Genomic DNA, 18,874 nt, shown 5'->3' with positions numbered 1-18,874 from the left:
TTAATTTTTAGATACATATGTTTATATTAGTAAAAATAGTTAAATAAAATTTAACATACAATGTAGAAAATAAAAACAATACAGTTTATACGAAATTTAATAAAAAACTAGATCTATCTACTCAAAACTTTCTATATAGGCTTTCAGTGTCGTAAAAATGCGCTCAAGCGGTTTTATATAAAATCACTTAACTTCACACCACGCAAAGTTCTGATCCCTATTAATCGTCAAAACAAATCAATAATAATATTTTTATCAATTTCACAAATATAAAAAATCACTCTAAAGTAAAGTTATCGCTTTAAAACATTGATTGCTCTTCCTTAAACAACAGTATTTTAAAGCAGATAAAGACCGGTAAGTTGTTTCTAAAAATAAATGACAAATCATTTATTTTTAGATCAATTAGATTTAACAATTGTTCACTATATTGGTTTTTCAATTACGGTTAATGTCATGTAATAGCGAATATTCTTTATCTATTCCATCTATTCAAAAATGAATACATGATTAATTAAAAATGGAGAAATAGAATGAGCCAAGACTCAAAAAAATGTCCTGTAACCCACCTGACAACGGCTTTTGGTGCACCTGTTGTAGACAACCAAAATAGTTTAACGGCAGGCGCACGTGGTCCTCTACTGGCACAAGATTTATGGTTAAACGAGAAACTGGCCAACTTTGTACGCGAGGTGATTCCTGAGCGCAGAATGCATGCAAAAGGTTCAGGTGCTTTTGGTACATTTACCGTAACTCACGATATTACCCAGTACACACGCGCTAAAATATTCTCACAAATTGGCAAACAAACAGAAATGTTTGCACGCTTCACTACTGTAGCTGGTGAACGTGGTGCAGCAGATGCAGAACGCGATATCCGTGGTTTTGCACTTAAGTTCTATACCGAAGAAGGTAACTGGGATCTCGTTGGAAACAACACTCCTGTCTTTTTCATGCGTGATCCACGTAAATTCCCAGATTTAAACAAAGCCGTAAAACGCGATCCTAAAACCAATCTACGTAGTGCAACCAACAACTGGGATTTTTGGACGTTATTACCTGAAGCTTTGCATCAGGTCACGATTGTGATGTCTGATCGTGGTATTCCAAAAAGCTTCCGCCATATGCATGGTTTTGGTAGTCATACGTACAGCTTTATCAATGCAAACAATGAACGTTTTTGGGTCAAATTTCATTTCCGCACCCAACAAGGCATTGAAAATTTAACCGATGCTGAAGCGGAAGCGGTTGTTGCTAAAGATCGCGAAAGTAATCAACGTGATTTATTTGATTCGATTGAAAATGGTAACTTCCCAAAATGGAAGCTCCAAATTCAAGTCATGCCAGAAACAGATGCAGAAAAAGTCCCTTATCATCCATTTGACCTGACCAAAGTTTGGCCTCATGCAGATTATCCACTGATTGATGTGGGTGAGTTTGAGCTAAATAAAAATCCTGAAAACTTCTTCCTTGATGTAGAACAATCGGCTTTCGCACCAAGTAACTTAGTTCCAGGTATCAGTGTTTCACCTGACCGTATGTTGCAAGCGCGATTATTTAACTATGCCGATGCTCAACGCTACCGCTTGGGTGTGAATTATCAACAAATTCCTGTCAATGCTGCACGTTGCCCTGTTCATTCTAATCACCGTGATGGTCAAGGTCGTGTCGATGCAAACTATGGCGGTTTACCACACTATGAACCGAATAGTTTTAGCCAATGGCAGGAACAAGCTCAGTTTAAAGAACCACCATTAAAAATCAGTGGTGATGCAGATCATTGGGATTTCCGCCAAGATGATTCGGATTATTTCAGCCAACCACGCGCTTTATTCAATTTAATGAATGATACGCAAAAACAAGCACTGTTTGATAATACGGCGGGTGCGATGGGTGATGCACTTGATTTTATTAAGTATCGTCATATCCGTAACTGTTATGCATGTGACCCAGCGTATGGTGAAGGCGTGGCAAAAGCCTTGGGCTTAACTGTTGCAGATGCACAAGCTGCACGCGATAGCGATCCTGGCAAAGGTCATCCTGGTTTTCAATAAGCCTAGCTCAATAAAAGTCATTCAATAGAAACCGCCTTTGGGCGGTTTTTTATTTTGTGTAAATGCACTATATTGAAGAAACTCCCAATCGCGAGTAAAGCCATGCAACAGAAAATTGAAGCGATAATTCAACAACATGACATCATTTTATTTGATGAAATCTGTGTGTTATGTAACGGCTGGGCAAAGTTTTTAATCAAATATGATACACAGGCACAATTTAAATTAACTTCGGTGCAATCACCATTAGGGCAAGACATCTTAAGACATTACCAAATGCCCACTGAGCAATTTGATAGCATGTTGGTGATCAAAAATGGGCAAGCCTATAGTGAATCCACTGCATTTTTAAAAGTGATTGAAAGCTTAGGACGACCCTTTTCATATTTAAAAATGGGTTATTGGATACCCAAATTTATCCGAGACTTTCTATACCGCCGAGTCGCTTTAAATCGCTATCGTTTATTTGGTACAACTAAACAGTGTTTACTACCTTCATCTGAAAATAAAAAACATTTCTTGGAACATAGCATTGATGCAAAATTTTAAAGCACTTCAGAATGCCCTATTGACCATTCATATTTCACTGGCTGTCTTATGGTTCTATCAGGGGCTCATCCCTAAAATCATATATAAAGTCGTCGAAGAGCAGCAATTTTGGCAATTTACAGGGATTCAATTGTTGCCCATTCCTAGACTTATTGAACTCTCAGGATTTGGAGAAATCATATTTGGTGGATTATTTCTTATTTTTAGACAATCAAAGCTTCTGCATTATTTCAATATCATCGCGATGCTGTTGTTTTTACTGGTTGTCGCGATCGTTTATCCACACTATTTTGCGCAGGGTTTTAATCCTTTCATCATGAATACTGCAATGGCTGCACTGTCTATTGTCGCAATTCAACTTCTCAATGCGCAAAAAGCCGAATAAACTTACATTCGCACATTTGTACCAAACTGCTCTTTCCATCCTTTGGTTTCAGTGGCAATTTGCTTGGCGAGTTTGCTTTTCACTTCTTGAATTAAGCGCGCCCGTTCCTGTCCATGCACAAATCGACCTTTATAATCACTTTGCATGGTTTGAATATATTCATTCAGTGCACGTTGTTGTTGCTTGGTTTTTGGAGCGGTATGCAAAAATTGAAGGTATTCCTCATCTGGGTTTGTGCTAAGCGGATCACCCAAAATATCTTCAACATATAGTACAGCACTGACTAATTTCACTTTACCCTTTGCATCCACAGTATAGGTTTGTTTACGCACACCATAAGGATAGGTCCAGAGCCCCTGCCGATCACCTGAAGCCCAATAGCTATAAAAAATAATCTTGTTATCTTTGACCTCATAATCACCCAATTCAATCTGGAGAATACTGCAGTCACCCGTGGTTGAATAAATTGTATGCGTGAGCAGCTTTTGGTTATTTCGATATAATTCAATATCTTTACGCAAGAAGTCGGCTTCATCTTCATTCATCACTGTTTTCAACTCAAAATTATTTTGATTAATTTGTATATTTTGAGTCTCAGCAAAAGCTGTACTGGATAATGCCAGTAACATCAATAAAGTTTGGATTATTTTCATTATTCATCTCCCTTGATTTTTCAATCAGGAATCAACACTATTTTTTAGTTTGGGTAAATACATCCTAATCCTGACACAGCTTTTGCAAAACTGGAAGTATTTCACCAGCCTGACTAAAAGGTTGTGTTTGACGATAATGCTCGACCTTTTTAACCAGTTTATAATTTTTATCGTCCTGACTTTTAAACTGTTCAAGTCGAGTAAATGTCCGATCCTTACACAATACTTGATAATAATTAATCGTGTATTGTCTTTTTGGGTTCACACTTTTAACCCAAGCTTGAATAAGTTGATTACCATCAGATATTGTGGTGATACTTTCAAAAAATTGAGTATTTGAATTTTGATGAATTAATTTCCATTCATCACCCGTTTCCAAATCATATTTTTCATTGAGAGGTTTAATACTCTCCGTATCATCTGCTGCTGGACTATCTTCGGCTGTTGCCATAGTCATCTGATCTCCATCAGCACAAGGCGCATCTGAAACACAATCCGCCTTAGCCGCTTGAGTTAGGTCTATAGATTTTGCAGCGACTGAAGTCATCACCAAACAAAACAACAAAGTACTGGATAAGATTTTTATCATTTTTAGTGCGTTCAATTTCTTAGCGCTCTCAATTTTTATGGCTCAATAAAGGCCCACTACACCACCAATTTACGACCTTCACGAATACAATAGAATGGATTAACCATTTTTGATGAATTCTTCATGGCCTTTTGTAAATCCTGCTCAGGCTGTTCCCGCGCTTCATCCGTCAATTGGAAAGTACGGTAATGAATTGCCAAAGAACGTTTGGCTTGTAAATCTAAATGCGCCTGAAAAGCATCTTGTGGATTCATATGCATATATTTCATTAACGCTCTTGGTTCATACGCACCGATTGGCAATAACGCAATTCGCGGTGAACCTAAACGTTTTTGAATTTCTTTAAAATGCGGTGAATATCCTGTATCGCCAGCAAAGAAGAAATGACCATGTTGCGATACCACAGAAAAACCACCCCACAATGCGATATTCTGATCACGTAAACCACGACCCGAACCATGCTGTGCAGGGGTATAAATAATTTTTAAGTTTTTAAATAATGCAGATTGCCACCAGTCCATCTCAATCACATGAAACTCTTTAGGCAAGTAACAGGCATTGCCCAAACCTGTATAGATTGGCATAGCAAATTTGTTGTGTAGCCATCTTAAAGAGGCTAAATCCATATGGTCATAGTGATTATGACTGAGTAAAACTGCATGAATCTCTGGCAATTGCTCTAAAGCAATTCCAGCAGGAATCACCCGTTTTGGTCCACGCCCATGTTTCGGACTAACATAGTCGGCCCAAACAGGATCGGTTAAAAAGTTATAGGGACCAATTTGAACCAGTACAGTCGCATGACTCACAAACCAGATTTGCCAATCATGTTCATCAACATCTGGTCGATTCAGAGGTAATACCCGTTTTGCCGCATAGAATTCTGATGATTCTTTTTGAGTATCCACATTCCAAGTATATGATTTTCGGGTACCCAGCCATTTCATCAAATCCCAACGGCTACGCCCTTGTGGTTTACGTATTTCATTAAAGAACCGTTCACCATTGTGCTGATTTGAACCAATCACACTAAATACAGGTTTATACCATGTATGTGACAGACAATTTTCAGTATCAATTCGATAATGCAATTGTTGAACTTGCTGAGATGGAATAGTCTTATTTTGCATTGTGTTGTCTTGTACCGTTGTATCTTCAAGACGGACCATTGGCTCTTGTTTCGACATGATTACTCTAAACGCCCTTTCATTCTTTCAAGCCATACTTGCTGTGTTTGTGGCTTCACGAATAATGCCACGATTTCGGGATGAATACTTTTAATCTTTGCTTCAATTCTGTTCACACAGGCTTCGATATCATCTGAAGTTAAACTATCTTTAAACTCTAAGCTTAAAGAAGCAATCACCTGATGCGCACCCATTTGTTCAGTCAGTACGCCATTTGCTGAATACACGGCAGCATCTTCCTGAGCAATTTTCAATACATTATGACGCAATTTTGGATCTGCTGTTTCACCCATCAGCAACCCTTTAGTTTCCCTTGCCAAAAGCAGGGCCGAGATGGCTAAGACAATCCCAATCAGCACTGAAGCCACACCATCTAAAACGGGTAAATTAAACTGCTGAGCACAAAATATTCCCAGCAACGCAATGATTAAGCCAATTAAAGCTGCTGAGTCTTCAAATAAAACAGTAAAGGTTGTTGGATCTTTACTGCGACGAAAGGCTTCAAAATATCCCATTTGACCTTTGGTCTTTTTAAATGTTTTCAACGCAATAAACCATGAAGTACCTTCACAAAGCAGCGCAAATCCGAGTACCACATAATTGACCAATGGGGATTGTATAACTTCTGGATGACGAATATGTTGAATACCCTGATAAATTGAAACCACAGCACCTAAAGCAAAAACCAACAATGCGACAATAAAGGCCCAGAAATATAGCTCTCGCCCATAACCAAAGGGGTGATGATAATTTGCAGGCTGCTGTGATTTTTTTAAACCATACAGCAATAAGATTTCATTTAAAGTGTCTACGACAGAATGGACCGCCTCGCTGAGCATTGCCGAACTATTTGTAATATAAGCGGCAACAAACTTAACCAGAGCAATGGCTAAATTGCCCAAAAGTGCTGCATATACAACAATTTTGTTGGAATCTGACATTTATTGTCCTGTTTTTTATCATCAAATACATCAATTTGATTTTTATATCTGTCCTGCTTCATATTAGCGAAACTATCTGTGATTTTTCTTTATTTTTTGTTGCTTTTCACAATTGAGTGAATCTTTTATGGAACCCAATTTAACCAATATTCTAAATACTCCGTCGCAGTCTCATCCACAATTATTAAAAATTTGGGAAGCTTCTGTACGTGCGACGCATGACTTTTTAAACGAACAACATATCTTACAAATTAAAACGCTCATCATTCAGCATCATTATTTTGATCATGTACGATTGTTTCATGTGGAACGTGAAGGTCAAATCGTTGGGTTTATGGGACTGGCTTATCAAAAGATTGAAATGTTATTTATTGACCCTAATTTTTTTGATCAAGGTATTGGTTCCATGCTCATTCAAAAAGCCCTTGAGTTAGGCGCACATGAGGTAGATGTCAACGAACAAAATATTCGTGCTTTGGAGTTCTATAAGAAACATAACTTCCAACAAATTGCGCGTTCGGAACTTGATGCTGAAGGTAACCCATTTCCAATTCTGCATTTGAAACTAAAGAAGCCTTCCGTCTAAGTGTTTTGAGATAGAGCGATATCAAAAAACATCATCATAAACACCCTGATCAAGCTGACTATCCATGACGACGAAACCGACCTTGCCCTCTATCTCCAAGTCGGTTTTAGTAATCCTCAGCATGATCATGTTTATCAGATCAGATTACAACAACTTAACCCAGTGCAATCAAACACTTTTCAAGTGTTCATTCATATAAATCTGGTTCTCTATAAATTGATGACGAGATACATCAATTAAAACATCGATATCAATTTTTCCATTGCTGAAAGTACGCTTATGACAAGTAAGGGCCGTAGATAAATTGATGAAACTGTGTACAGATGATGGCTCCTAGGCTAGGGCCTAGAGAAATATTTTTTGTTTTAATTAAGATATTTTATCAATTATTCGCCATGTAATTTTCTATATTAAAATAACAATGATTTTGAAAAGTTCATTTATTTTCTAAATACTATAATCATCTTCACCTGACAGTTGATTATAGATTATACTCTTTGAAAATCTTAGTAAGACATTTTTTGGATTATTCTTTGGACGCGTTATATGGAATTACGACATCTGAGATACTTCATTACTGTGGCTGAAGAACTCAACTTTAGCAAAGCAGCATTGAGACTTTATACAGCACAACCCTCACTCAGCCAGCAGATCAAAGATCTTGAAGAAGATGTCGGTGTTCGGCTGTTAAATCGGACCAAGCGTAAAGTTGAACTTACTGAAGAAGGTGCTGTTTTTCTGGAGCAAGCACGCTTAACTTTAGCACAAGCCGATAAGGCTGTTGCTATGGCAAGACAGGTCTCCAAAGCCAGACAGCTATTGTTAAGAATTGGGTTTGTACCCGTGGCTGAAATAAAGATTTTCCCTTATATCTTACCGAATTTAAGGGTACAAAATCCTGAGCTAAAAATTGAGTTATTGAGCTTAAATAACCTTGAACAAATGCGCGCATTAAAAAAGGGTGAGCTGGATATCAGCTTTAGCAGGCACAATTTTCATAATGATGAAATCGAAAGTAAATTTGTGCTCCGTGAACCGTTAATTTTTGTTTTACCCAAAGATCATCCTTTAGCCAAGTATGAACGTATCCCTGTTAAAGCGCTCAATGGGATCGATTTTATTATTCCTGCTGAAGAACAATCCACGACTTTGCACAACACCATTTTAGAGTTTGCCAAACACAATCATATTGAATTGAATATCGTCCAAAAAGCTGACAATATTTCATTGAATATTAACTCAGTTGGAGCGGGCTTAGGCTGTACAATTTTGCCAAGTTATATTGCGCCATTAATCAACAATAACACTGTCATTCGACCTTTAGAGATTGAGCTTCCCTATCTAGACTTGTATGTAAGTTATCGAAAAAGTGCTGGCTCTGTTGCAATACAAAAATTCATTGAACTATTAACCAAGGTATTTTATCTGGATATCAATCGTTTAGAGCAAGAATAAGACTGCCGCGACAAGACATAGAGCGTAAACTTATTTTTAATATGACGACTTAAACCAATCGAATTTAATACTCATTTTATTTGCTTAAATATCCATCATTTTTTAATTCAGGCGGTGTTCATCATGATAGGACGTGCATTTCACCAACTTCGATCAGGTATTCTGTCTCGTCCATATTTCTTTATTAGTTTTCTCCTTACAGCAGTTGTGTATATGGGGATGTCTTTGAGCACAGATTGGCAGTGGTCAACCAATTTGTTATTCAGCTGGAATATTGCCATCCTGGTCTACTTAATCCTGACCATAAAAATGCTCTGGGCAACCAATCAAGCGCATATTTTAAAGCGTGCTCAGCAACAGGATGCCAGCAAATGGATCATTTTACTGTTGGTTGTGCTCTCACTCATCATGTGTTTTATTGCCATTATTATTGAATTGGCACATTTGCCCGATGTGACTGGAGTTAAAGCAGGACATATCGCCTTAGCAATTTTCACCATCATTTTTGCATGGTTATTTATGCATACTATTTTTGCTATTCACTATGCACATGACTTTTATTTGGCAGTGGAGAATCATCAGGATGGTGGATTGGACTTTCCAAAAACACCTAAACCAACCTACCCTGAGTTTTTGTATTTTAGTTATGTCATTGGTACTTCTGCACAAACAGCAGATGTATCGATTACATCTCGTTCGATGCGCGTTTTAAATATTCTCCATATCCTTTTGGCGTATGGATTTAACACGACGATTTTGGCGATCTGTATTAATGTTGCCGCAGGTTTTATTTAACTGAAGTAAAAATAGAGGGATTAACACCAAAAGCCAATCTCCAAAGTTTTTTATCATTTTTCTGCGCTTGAATGTGACTAAAAAACCTCAATGCAAACCCAGCACGAGATCATGCTAAGTTTGCATCGTCTTGATGATTTAGTCGCTAAAAAGTGCTTGATTATTTCTTAAGTTTTTTCGGCTTTTGATTGAATTAAGATATTTTTCAATTGCAGGATGGCTTTCAAGCTCTGCCATCTTCAATTGCCAAAATAGCATGGAACCAACAAACACATCGGCTACCGTAAATTGCTCACCACATAGATAAGGTTGAGCCTGCTCCAAGCCCTGAATTAAAGCGGTATAGGTGTCCTGAAAGTTTCCATAGCCAATATGCATTTTTTGCTCGTCGGTAATCTCAACCTTTAATGCGCGATCCGTCGTGGCTGCATCCCACGGTCCAGCAGCAAAGAATAACCAACGGAAATACAAGCCACGTTTTGGATCATCCAGTGCTGGTGCAAGTCCTTGATCAAAAAATTTATCTGCCAAATAGGCACAAATTGCAGGCATTTCGTAAATCACCACATCGCCATCGACTAAGGTGGGTACTTTGCCAAATGGGTTAATCTTTAGATAAGATTCCGACTTCATTTCAGTGTGATAAGCCAACTCAATTTTTTCAAATTCAGCACCCAGTTCAATCAGTAGCCATTCAATAACAAGACCTCTAGACTGCGCGTTGCTATATAGTTTTAAGCCCATTTTTCCATTCCTTTATAGTGGTGTATTGAATATAAAGGGCGGCTGTGTCAGTTTTTGTCAGGAGCTTTTCAGCATGGATTTTTTTTGCAACTCTTTTTGCCACCATGCCTGAAAAAGATGGCGCTTAAACTCTGGGTAAATGATTTCGGTTACAGTTAATTTTTGAATCCGATCTAAACGAAAATTTCGAAAATCCTCACGTAATTCACACCATGCAGCCAACAACATTTTGTCATTGAAATACCCTAAGACAAAAGGCCAAAGCATACGGCTAGAGATATTTTGTTTTTCATCCAAATACTGCACTTCAATCTTGACCTGATAACGAATTGCTAGACGTACTTGTTCGACAACTTTTTCATCAACCACAAGCCAATGGTTGATAGACCGAAGCATGGTTTCATCAATCAGTTCTTGTTTATTCTTGGGCAATACCGCATTGAGTTTGGCCAAAACTGAATGTGCAGCATTTTTTAATGCTGGATCTGGCACTGACCTTAACCAATGCAATGCCAAGAACACTGCTTCGACTTCCGTTTCATCCAAACTCATCGGAGGCAGTAAAAAGTTTTCTTTCAGCTGAAATCCTAAGCCCGCACTGCCCTCAATATTGACACCTTGGTCACGTAAACTTTCAATATCCCGATAAACACTTCGGACACTAATTTCCAAATGTTCTGCTAAGCATTGCGCGGTAATGGGATAACGCTGTTCACGTAAAAGTTGTAATAAAGTGAGTAATCGAATAGAACGGCTCATGGTCAATTTTCTTATTATATCTCTTTGGTTTTATCTAAGTTTACGCTGAGGGCAATCTGCAAACAGCGTAAAAACAGCATCTAAGCAACTTCACTGGCCTTAAGCTGTTGAGTTAAAAATTGATGTAAATGATCAACGTTATTCGCGATCGTCAGCGGATTAAAACGCTGTAATACATCAATCGCATGTACCCCATAACTCACCCCAACACGTGGCATGGCAATGTTCTGTGCCATTTCTAAGTCATAAGATGTATCGCCCACCATAATGGCTTGCTCCGCCGAAATTCCAGTGTAATCTAAAATTTCAGTCAACATCAATGGATCTGGTTTGGATTTGGTTTCGCTCGCTGCACGGGTGATCTCAAATAAATCCTGACTCTGGGTCTGAGCCAAAACACGATCTAAACCACGACGGCTCTTCCCTGTTGCAACTGCCAATTTGATATTTTGATTTTTTAAATCATGCAACATTTCAGAGACACCAGTGAACCACAAATCATCTTTGGAATGCTCAACATAATGATCGCCATAGCATTTCAAAATTTCAGTGTGTAACTCAGGGACCTGTGGAAATAACACTTGAGCAACTTCAGGCAACCCTAAACCAATAATACTTTTCGCAGCATCAGCTGTTAACGGTTGGTCAAAGGTTTTTGCAGCAACCAATAAACTTGCCACAATTTGCCCAACTGAATCAAATAAAGTGCCATCCCAATCAAAAATGATAAGTTCTACAGGTTTTTGCATGAATTATTTCCAATATTTGCTCAGTTTACGCATGACTAATGTTTAGATCTTATGCCCTTTACATGACAAGCTAACGCATTTTTAAACACAAAGGGAACTTTTCATAAAACAAGTTCCCTTTGTGTAAAAGATAAAGTGAGCAGCAAGATCGAATCAATCTTTCTTTTGTGCTCTTAACTGCGCAACCAAGCTTTGCATATCTTCAGGTAAAGGCGCTTCGATCACAGGATAACCAGGAATTTCAAGGCGCATTGCATGTAGGCTCAATCGACGAGCTTTTGGTCCACGATACTCTGTTTCATGACCATACTTATCGTCGCCCACTAAAGGATGACCAATACTTAAACCATGCACACGAATTTGATGGGTACGGCCTGACAGTGGAGAAGCATAGACCAGTGTCGCATGCATAAAGCGCTCGGCAACTTTCCATTGTGTCTTAGATTCTTTACCTTCTTCTGAGACACGTACACGACGTTCACCATTGGACAGCTCATAGCGCAATAAAGGTTGATTAATCAACTGTTGATCTAAACTCACTTGACCTTTAACAATCGCAGCATAGGTTTTTTTAATTTTATGCTCACGCAACATGTCTTGTAGCGCCTTCAATGTGCTGCGTTTCTTACTCACCATCACCAGACCCGAAGTATCGCGGTCAATACGATGAATCAATTCCAAATATTTTTTACCTGTTGCCGCACGTAAGCCTTCAATTAAGCCATACGCCACACCGCTTCCACCATGTACGGCAATTCCAGACGGCTTGTTGACTACCAATAAACCTTCATCCTCATACACCACACGGCTGAGTAAGCTTTGTGCAACCTTATCGGATACAGGTGCATCAGTTTCGTCTTTTTGCTCAAAGCGAATAGGTGCAACACGGATTTGATCGCCAATCGCTAGCTTAGTTTCTGCTTTTATACGCTTTTTATTGACGCGCACTTGACCTTCACGAATTAAACGATAAATACGGCTTTTCGGCACACCTTTCAGGCGAGTAAATAAGAAATTATCGATGCGCTGGCCTTCTTGATGCTCGTCTACTTCAAACCAAGTTACATTTTGCCATTGTTGCGTAGAATTCATACAGTTAGGTGATCCAATAAAAAACTAAAATTTGATTAAAAACTGATCATTTAGACTATGCTTTTCATACAAAATAAGCATATAGCCCATAGGCAGATGATTCAAGGTTTGCTATAGTCAGCGCACGGATACCACCGTAAGTGAAATTTAGTGCCACCCTTTTTTAAAAATGAAAGCGTGACACAAACGATAAAATTCACGACAGATGCGGAAAGGTCCCAAAAGAATATGCCGACGCCGAAGGCTTTATTATATCGGCAAAAAGACAAACTGTTGCGTTTAATTGTACTTAAAGTACAGAAATCAGTTTGTTTAAAAATATATGTCGCCAACCCAGACGTTGGTTTTTAAACATAAACTGATACACATCAGGCAAGTCGCTGTAGAGTGTTATTCAGGACATAAGTGTTTGAGGCATTGGAACTGCACAATTTGTAAAGGTACGATGATAATTCCGTATCAAGACGCTCTCACAAAAGTTGAGATGCTCTTCGAGCAATGTGATAGTGAAAGACGAATCAAATCAGTCATCCAATGCACCACTTAAGTGCCAGTGAAGAGCTCGAAACTTTAATCGTGCAAAGATTAAAGAAGTATTGCAGCATCAATACAGGCATCAAACCCAACCTTGCTCAAAACAAGTGGGTAAATTACTCAGATCATATTGGATGTATCCGTGATTTGAGCATTGATCCAATATTTTAGATGTTCGCTTCACTTAAAAAAGATAGCGAGTTGTTGGTGTGAATCACTATTAGGTGTTACACCCATGAAACGTATGTTGATTAATGCAACACATGCCGAAGAAGTTCGCGTTGCACTCATCACTGGTCACCGTCTTTACGATTTCGATTTAGAAAACCGTACACGTGAACAAAAGAAAGCCAATATCTATAAAGGCCATGTCACTCGCGTAGAGCCTTCTTTAGAAGCTGTATTTGTAGAGTATGGTGCGGGTCGTCAAGGTTTCTTGTCGATGCGCGAAATTGCCAATACTTACTACAAGGCAGACCCTCGCCAAACATCAAATATTCGTGAACTCATCACTGAAGGCACTGAACTTTTGGTTCAAGTTGAAAAAGAAGAGCGTGGCAACAAAGGCGCAGCACTTTCAACCTATATTTCCCTTGCTGGTCGCTATTTAGTCTTGATGCCGAACAACCCAAAAGGTGGTGGTATTAGTCGTCAAATTTCGGGTTCAGTACGTGAAGAACTTAAAGAAATGTTGGCGTCATTAAATACCCCACGTGGTATGAGCGTAATCGTTCGTACAGCAGGGATTGGCCGTTCACAGGAAGAACTGCAACTTGATCTTCAACATTTGTTAGACCTATGGGCACAAATCCAAGGTACAGCAAACTCTGGTCCATCACCAATGCTTGTTCATCAAGAAGCTGGTGTGGTGACGCGTGCTATCCGTGACTATTTACGTGATGATGTTGCAGAAATTTTAATTGACTCAGAGCAAGCCTATAACGAAGCCTATAACTTTGTTAAAGCGGTAATGCCAAATCAATTGGACAAGTTAAAAACCTATACGTTAAATGAACCGTTATTCGCGCATTTTGGTATTGAAAGTCAAATTCAAACAGCTTATGAACGTGAAGTTAAACTTCCATCAGGCGGTTCAATTGTAATCGACCAAACTGAAGCACTGGTTTCAATCGACATCAACTCGGCGAAATCAACACGCGGACATGATGTAGAAGAAACTGCGCTCAGCACTAACTTAGAAGCAGCTGAAGAAATTGCTCGCCAATTACGTTTACGTGATATTGGTGGTTTGGTGGTGATCGACTTTATTGATATGACCAAAGAACGCAACCAACGTATGGTTGAAGCTAAACTTCGTGAAGCGACACAAAGTGATCGTGCCCGTATCCAGTTCGGTCAATTGTCACGTTTTGGTTTAATGGAAATGAGCCGTCAACGCTTACGCCCATCTCTTGAAGAAGCTACAGGTTATGTATGCCCTCGCTGTCATGGCACAGGTATGGTACGTGATCTACGTTCTCTTTCTCTTTCAATTATGCGTAAAGTTGAAGAGATTGCATTACGTGAACGTCAAGGTGAAGTTCAAGTTGAAGTGCCTGTTGAAATTGCAGCATTCTTATTGAATGAAAAGCGCCACAGTTTGGTTTACTTAGAACAAACGTCAAATGTGCGTGTTACTGTACTGCCACATCCACATTTAGAAACACCACATTACGAAATCTCATATAACCCAGAAGGTTTTGCGCCAACTAGCTATGAACGTACTGAAGCTACCCGTTCAAGCGAAAAAGAATTGGGCTATGAGTCATCTGAGTGGCATTTAGAAGAAGAGCAAACGCAACACAATGCTGCACCAGCTCAAGCACAGAACAATAAGCAAAACAGAAAGCAACAACCTGCTCAAGCTCAAAAAGCTCAGCAAGCGGTTCAAGCACAAGTTGCTCAACCAGCTTCTAGCCCATGTGCTTGGTTAGAAAATCTGTTTGTACAAAAACAAGCAGCAACTGTTGACCAATCACGTACTGCAAACAATGCAGCTGCAGCCATTGAACAAATGATTAACGGTGGTGCTGTAAGCCGTGGTCAATTTGGCCAAGTGAATAGCAATAGCGCGCCAGCTGCAATTGAAGCTCAAGTTGTTGCTGAAACCAATGCTTATCTTTCACATGCACCTGTTCAAAAACAAGAACCGCGTGAATATGAAAAACAGGGCGAGAAAGAAGAACGAGCTCCGCGTAACAACAACAACAACAATAAAAATAAAAATCGCAACAAGCACAAAGAGTCACGTGAACAAAACACCGATCAACATCAAGTGATTGAAGAAGTGGTTCAGGTGCCTCGTCAAGAGCAACGCCAAGAACAGCGTCAGGAACAACGTCGTCAGCAAAAGCAGCCACGTCAACAGCATGATCAAAATGCTGACACGAACCATGCTGAACAAGCTGTTCCACGTCGTGATCGTAACCATCAGCAACGTCCAAACCGCCCAAATCGTCATCGCGATAGCAGCGTGTTTAATGATGAGCAACAACAAGCGCCAAACAACAATGCGCCTGTAGAGCAGAATCAAACTCAAGAGAAACAACCTAAGGTTGAACTCATTGACACACCGAAGCATGCAGCACTTGAAACAGCTTTAGTGGTTAACCTTGATCAAGCTCAAAGTGAAATTGTGGCATTAAACCCGCAACAAGTTGCTGCGCCAGCAAGCAACAAGCCGAAGCGTCATGATCGCAATGAAAAAGCTGAAACTGTTGCTAAAGCACCTCGCACTGTAGACGCTCAACCAGCTACTGCACCGGCTGTAGAAAGTCAGGCTGTAACGACTGAAGCAAAAGCACCTGCAGCAACAGAGGTTCAAGCAGAACAGCCTGTGCAACGTGCCAGCAATGACCCGCGCCAAAAACGCCGTCAACAACGTGACGCTGCTCAAGCAAAAGCGGCAACACCTAAAATTGCACCATCTCAGGTACCGACATTAAATCAGTACACAGTGGGAACGTTGATTCGTCATGTCTATGGTGATGACTGTGCGGTATTGATTGAACAGTTTGGATTAATTCCAACATTCAATCGTGCTTTGGTTAAGTTTACTGAAGAATATTCAGCGACCTTAACTGTGGTAGAAAAGACTGATGTACAAAGCAAGCAGCCTGTAACACGTGATGTTGCTATCTCTAAAGCAGCGCCAGAAGCACAACCTGCTGATGTTTTAGACTTAACGCCACCGAAGCCTGAGAATGATCGCCGTGTAGCGAATGATCCTCGTGAACGTCGTCGTTTAGCAAAACAAGCGGCTGTACAAGCAAAGCAAGAGCATCAAGCTGAACTTGAGCAACAACCAGAAGAAGTGAAAATTGAGACTCAAGCAAGTCCAGTTGAAGCAGCACCTGTGGTTACTCAAGCAGAAGAAGTGCAAGCTGAAACACCTGTAGAAACGACAGTTGAAACAGCACCTGCGGAAGTTCAAGTGGTTAAAGCAGCCCCTGCTAAGTCAGCTGAGAAAGCAGTTGTTGCAACTGAAAAGGCGAAAAAGCCACAACAATCGCTTGCTTTAGATACGACTGCTGAAGCTGGCGTAGATGAAGATGCACAAAAGGCAGACAATGTGGCAACAGATGAAAAACCTGCCCGCCCTCGTCGCCCTCGTGGCCGCCCGCCAAAAAAAGCGACACCGCCAGCGGATGAGTAATTTTTAAAAATTTGCTTAAAATGTAGCGATTAAAGAGAACCTAGTCATTTCGATGGCTAGGTTTTTTTGCTATTTTGAAGAGATTATCAGGACATTTGTCAGATTAGGTTGATTGCACTAGTCTTATACGATTAAAAAGACAAATGTAATGTGAGTCAATGACACTCTAAAAATTGTATTGGATTACGAAAAATAAATAGGATTGATATGAGTCAAACAACACAGGCCGATCTCATCGGATTTACTGATGTCGCAGAGCGCTTACCACAGCTCATTAATAAGCTTCCCAATATCCTGACTGGACTTAAACAAGCTTATATCAGAACACCCAATACGCCTGCTGGGCTAGGTCTTGCTTTTGAACGTGCTGTAAAACGCAATCCTTATGGTGATGCGTTACTATTTGAAGATCAACGCTATAGTTATAAAGAACTGAATAACTGGGCCAATCAAATTGCACACTTTTATCTTTCTATTGGCATAAAAAAAGGCGATGCGATCACCGTGATGATCGAAAATCGTCCTGAGTTGATTGCGACCGTGATTGCACTGGCAAAAATTGGCGTAACAACAGCTTTAGTCAATACCTCACAGACAGGTAAAGTCCTGACACATAGTATCAATTTGGTCAATCCTGTTGCGGTGATCGTCGGTGAAGAATGCCGTGCTGCGGTAGATGAAATTCGTCAAGACTTAAACATTGCTCAAGACCGCATCCATTGGTTTGCAGATCAAAATACAACGCAAGACCCGGGTACAGCACCTCAAGGCTTTATCAATCTTGCTGAAAAAATTCAACAATTTCCAAAATTCAATCCTTCGACCACACAAAGTGTCAAAGGGAAAGATGGCTTGTTTTATATCTATACCTCTGGCACAACCGGTTTACCTAAAGCTGTGGTCTTTACCAACAGTCGTTGGACCTTGGCATATGGAACATATGGTCATGTCTTAAACTTAGGTGAAGATGATGTGATGTACTGCACTTTACCGCTTTACCATGCAACAGGTATGGTGGTGTGCTGGTGTGGTGCTATTGCAGGTGGTTCAGCCTTGGCAATCCGTCGTAAATTCTCTACCTCTGCATTCTGGTCTGATGTCAAAAAGTTTAATGCGTCAGCGATTGGATATGTTGGTGAACTTTGCCGCTACCTTATGGATGCACCTGCTTCAGAACTTGATCATACGCACCGTGTCACCAAAATGATCGGTAATGGTATGCGCCCAAATATTTGGGGCAAGTTTAAAGAACGCTTTGGTATCGAAGAAATTTTAGAACTTTACGCCTCTAGTGAAGGAAATGTAGGCTTCAGTAATGTTTTTAATTTTAACAATACTGTTGGCTTCTCACCTACACCTTACGCCATCGTCCAGTTCGATAAAGAAAAAAATGAAGCAATCCGTGACAGTCATGGTGCATGTCAAAAGGTCAAAAAAGGTGAAGTGGGCTTATTGATTGGTAAAATCACCAAGCGCTCCCCTTTTGATGGCTATACGGACCCAGAAAAGAACAAGTCAGTGATCATGAAAGATGTCTTTAAAAAGGGCGATTCTTACTTTATTACTGGTGACTTGGTTCGTGATATTGGTTTCCGACACGCGCAATTTGTCGATCGCCTTGGTGATACTTTCCGCTGGAAAGGTGAAAATGTTTCAACCACCGAAGTTGAAAATATTTGTAGTGAATACCCTAAAATCACAGAAGCTGTGGTTTACGGCGTTGAAATTCCAAATACCAATGGTCGAGCAGGTATGGCTGCAATTACTTTACATGACGGTGAAGAACTGACTGAACAAGATCTAAGCCAGCTTGCAGCCGAGTTTAAAAAGAACTTGCCAGCCTATGCTGTTCCGGTATTTTTACGTATCCAACAAATTGTAGAAACGACGGGTACATTTAAATATCAGAAAAATAAATTAAAGGAACAAGCCTTTAATCCTGAAAAAACCTCTGATCGTTTATTGGTTTTACTGCCAAGTGCCAATGCCTATTGTGATGTCACTGCGGAAGTTTTTGCCAATATTGAAGCTTATAAATACCGCTTCTAAAGCTAAAAGCCCTGATTTCAGGGCTTTTTTTGTCCATTTTGTGTTATTTATAACCGAACGTTGCAAACTTTCTTAATTTTTACTTGCGCTCTATCAAT

Annotated in this window: 16 protein-coding genes; 8 read left to right on the top strand and 8 right to left on the bottom strand. The window is 39.7% G+C overall.

Translation table 11 applies throughout. The features are described from left to right. Positions 1 to 533: 533 nt before the first annotated feature. The 3 genes from M2R48_RS02015 (at position 534) to M2R48_RS02005 (ending at position 2,988) form a co-directional block, all read left to right on the top strand. Positions 534 to 2,054: a catalase gene (locus M2R48_RS02015; protein WP_239046537.1), complete on the top strand. Its 1,521-nt coding sequence runs from the start codon at positions 534 to 536 to the stop codon at positions 2,052 to 2,054. 102 nt (positions 2,055 to 2,156) lie between these two features. Continuing rightward, positions 2,157 to 2,603, top strand: a complete 447-nt coding sequence (locus M2R48_RS02010) for a thiol-disulfide oxidoreductase DCC family protein (RefSeq protein WP_262084941.1) — start codon at positions 2,157 to 2,159, stop codon at positions 2,601 to 2,603. Next, a complete protein-coding gene (locus M2R48_RS02005) occupies positions 2,590 to 2,988 on the top strand; it encodes a DoxX-like family protein (protein WP_262084939.1) in 399 nt (132 codons plus the stop codon). Before M2R48_RS02010 ends, M2R48_RS02005 begins: the two co-directional genes overlap by 14 nt. Before the next feature lie 2 nt (positions 2,989 to 2,990). Here M2R48_RS02005 and M2R48_RS02000 read toward each other — a convergent pair whose 3' ends face one another. From M2R48_RS02000 to M2R48_RS01985, 4 genes are all read right to left on the bottom strand, one after another. After that, on the bottom strand, positions 2,991 to 3,641 hold the full coding sequence (locus M2R48_RS02000) for a hypothetical protein (RefSeq protein ID WP_004718143.1): 651 nt from the start codon (positions 3,639 to 3,641) through the stop codon (positions 2,991 to 2,993). Between the two features lie 64 nt (positions 3,642 to 3,705). Then, positions 3,706 to 4,230: a hypothetical protein gene (locus M2R48_RS01995; protein WP_262084938.1), complete on the bottom strand. Its 525-nt coding sequence runs from the start codon at positions 4,228 to 4,230 to the stop codon at positions 3,706 to 3,708. A 56-nt stretch (positions 4,231 to 4,286) separates the two neighbouring features. Next, on the bottom strand, positions 4,287 to 5,417 hold the full coding sequence (locus tag M2R48_RS01990) for an MBL fold metallo-hydrolase (protein WP_262084936.1): 1,131 nt from the start codon (positions 5,415 to 5,417) through the stop codon (positions 4,287 to 4,289). A gap of 2 nt (positions 5,418 to 5,419) precedes the next feature. Then, on the bottom strand, positions 5,420 to 6,358 hold the full coding sequence (locus M2R48_RS01985) for a cation diffusion facilitator family transporter (protein WP_262084935.1): 939 nt from the start codon (positions 6,356 to 6,358) through the stop codon (positions 5,420 to 5,422). Between the two features lie 127 nt (positions 6,359 to 6,485). Between M2R48_RS01985 and M2R48_RS01980 the strand changes: the two genes are divergently transcribed. The 3 genes from M2R48_RS01980 to M2R48_RS01970 all read left to right on the top strand — a co-directional run bounded on the left by M2R48_RS01980 (position 6,486) and on the right by M2R48_RS01970 (position 9,194). Then, a complete protein-coding gene (locus M2R48_RS01980) occupies positions 6,486 to 6,944 on the top strand; it encodes a GNAT family N-acetyltransferase (protein WP_262084934.1) in 459 nt (152 codons plus the stop codon). A gap of 546 nt (positions 6,945 to 7,490) precedes the next feature. Beyond that, positions 7,491 to 8,399 carry a DNA-binding transcriptional regulator HcaR gene (hcaR, locus tag M2R48_RS01975; RefSeq protein ID WP_034611600.1) on the top strand — a complete coding sequence of 303 codons (909 nt, stop codon included), beginning with the start codon at positions 7,491 to 7,493 and terminating at the stop codon, positions 8,397 to 8,399. Between the two features lie 123 nt (positions 8,400 to 8,522). After that, positions 8,523 to 9,194 (top strand): DUF1345 domain-containing protein, encoded by a 672-nt coding sequence (locus M2R48_RS01970; protein WP_262084933.1) that lies wholly within the window; start codon positions 8,523 to 8,525, stop codon positions 9,192 to 9,194. Positions 9,195 to 9,332: 138 nt separating this feature from the next. Here M2R48_RS01970 and M2R48_RS01965 read toward each other — a convergent pair whose 3' ends face one another. The 4 genes from M2R48_RS01965 to M2R48_RS01950 form a co-directional block, all read right to left on the bottom strand. Beyond that, on the bottom strand, positions 9,333 to 9,938 hold the full coding sequence (locus M2R48_RS01965) for a glutathione S-transferase family protein (protein ID WP_262084932.1): 606 nt from the start codon (positions 9,936 to 9,938) through the stop codon (positions 9,333 to 9,335). A gap of 57 nt (positions 9,939 to 9,995) precedes the next feature. Continuing rightward, a complete protein-coding gene (locus tag M2R48_RS01960; protein ID WP_262084931.1) occupies positions 9,996 to 10,697 on the bottom strand; it encodes a helix-turn-helix transcriptional regulator in 702 nt (233 codons plus the stop codon). Between the two features lie 80 nt (positions 10,698 to 10,777). Then, on the bottom strand, positions 10,778 to 11,446 hold the full coding sequence (locus M2R48_RS01955; protein WP_262084930.1) for an HAD-IA family hydrolase: 669 nt from the start codon (positions 11,444 to 11,446) through the stop codon (positions 10,778 to 10,780). 153 nt (positions 11,447 to 11,599) lie between these two features. Next, complete coding sequence (locus M2R48_RS01950; protein ID WP_004718156.1) at positions 11,600 to 12,538, bottom strand: RluA family pseudouridine synthase; 939 nt, start codon at positions 12,536 to 12,538, stop codon at positions 11,600 to 11,602. Between the two features lie 769 nt (positions 12,539 to 13,307). Here M2R48_RS01950 and M2R48_RS01945 point away from each other — a divergent pair. After that, a complete protein-coding gene (locus M2R48_RS01945) occupies positions 13,308 to 16,727 on the top strand; it encodes an Rne/Rng family ribonuclease (protein ID WP_262084929.1) in 3,420 nt (1,139 codons plus the stop codon). Between the two features lie 207 nt (positions 16,728 to 16,934). Further along, on the top strand, positions 16,935 to 18,776 hold the full coding sequence (locus M2R48_RS01940; protein ID WP_209828139.1) for a long-chain-acyl-CoA synthetase: 1,842 nt from the start codon (positions 16,935 to 16,937) through the stop codon (positions 18,774 to 18,776). Positions 18,777 to 18,874: the final 98 nt, after the last annotated feature.

Source organism: Acinetobacter sp. I-MWF, from assembly GCF_025433935.1.
GTDB classification, from domain to species: Bacteria; Pseudomonadota; Gammaproteobacteria; order Pseudomonadales; family Moraxellaceae; genus Acinetobacter; species Acinetobacter guillouiae.
Note: the sequence above shows the minus strand (reverse complement) of the source record. Positions and strands in the feature narration are given on the sequence as shown.

Coding starts and splice junctions, on each gene's coding strand:
- M2R48_RS01970 (WP_262084933.1), top strand. CDS start 8,523: ATGATAGGACGTGCATTTCACCAACTTCGATCAGGTATTCTGTCTCGT.
- M2R48_RS01960 (WP_262084931.1), bottom strand. CDS start 10,697: ATGAGCCGTTCTATTCGATTACTCACTTTATTACAACTTTTACGTGAA.
- M2R48_RS01950 (WP_004718156.1), bottom strand. CDS start 12,538: ATGAATTCTACGCAACAATGGCAAAATGTAACTTGGTTTGAAGTAGAC.
- hcaR (WP_034611600.1), top strand. CDS start 7,491: ATGGAATTACGACATCTGAGATACTTCATTACTGTGGCTGAAGAACTC.
- M2R48_RS01980 (WP_262084934.1), top strand. CDS start 6,486: ATGGAACCCAATTTAACCAATATTCTAAATACTCCGTCGCAGTCTCAT.
- M2R48_RS01955 (WP_262084930.1), bottom strand. CDS start 11,446: ATGCAAAAACCTGTAGAACTTATCATTTTTGATTGGGATGGCACTTTA.
- M2R48_RS02005 (WP_262084939.1), top strand. CDS start 2,590: ATGCAAAATTTTAAAGCACTTCAGAATGCCCTATTGACCATTCATATT.
- M2R48_RS01965 (WP_262084932.1), bottom strand. CDS start 9,938: ATGGGCTTAAAACTATATAGCAACGCGCAGTCTAGAGGTCTTGTTATT.
- M2R48_RS02015 (WP_239046537.1), top strand. CDS start 534: ATGAGCCAAGACTCAAAAAAATGTCCTGTAACCCACCTGACAACGGCT.
- M2R48_RS01985 (WP_262084935.1), bottom strand. CDS start 6,358: ATGTCAGATTCCAACAAAATTGTTGTATATGCAGCACTTTTGGGCAAT.
- M2R48_RS02000 (WP_004718143.1), bottom strand. CDS start 3,641: ATGAAAATAATCCAAACTTTATTGATGTTACTGGCATTATCCAGTACA.
- M2R48_RS01945 (WP_262084929.1), top strand. CDS start 13,308: ATGAAACGTATGTTGATTAATGCAACACATGCCGAAGAAGTTCGCGTT.
- M2R48_RS01995 (WP_262084938.1), bottom strand. CDS start 4,230: ATGATAAAAATCTTATCCAGTACTTTGTTGTTTTGTTTGGTGATGACT.
- M2R48_RS02010 (WP_262084941.1), top strand. CDS start 2,157: ATGCAACAGAAAATTGAAGCGATAATTCAACAACATGACATCATTTTA.
- M2R48_RS01940 (WP_209828139.1), top strand. CDS start 16,935: ATGAGTCAAACAACACAGGCCGATCTCATCGGATTTACTGATGTCGCA.
- M2R48_RS01990 (WP_262084936.1), bottom strand. CDS start 5,417: ATGTCGAAACAAGAGCCAATGGTCCGTCTTGAAGATACAACGGTACAA.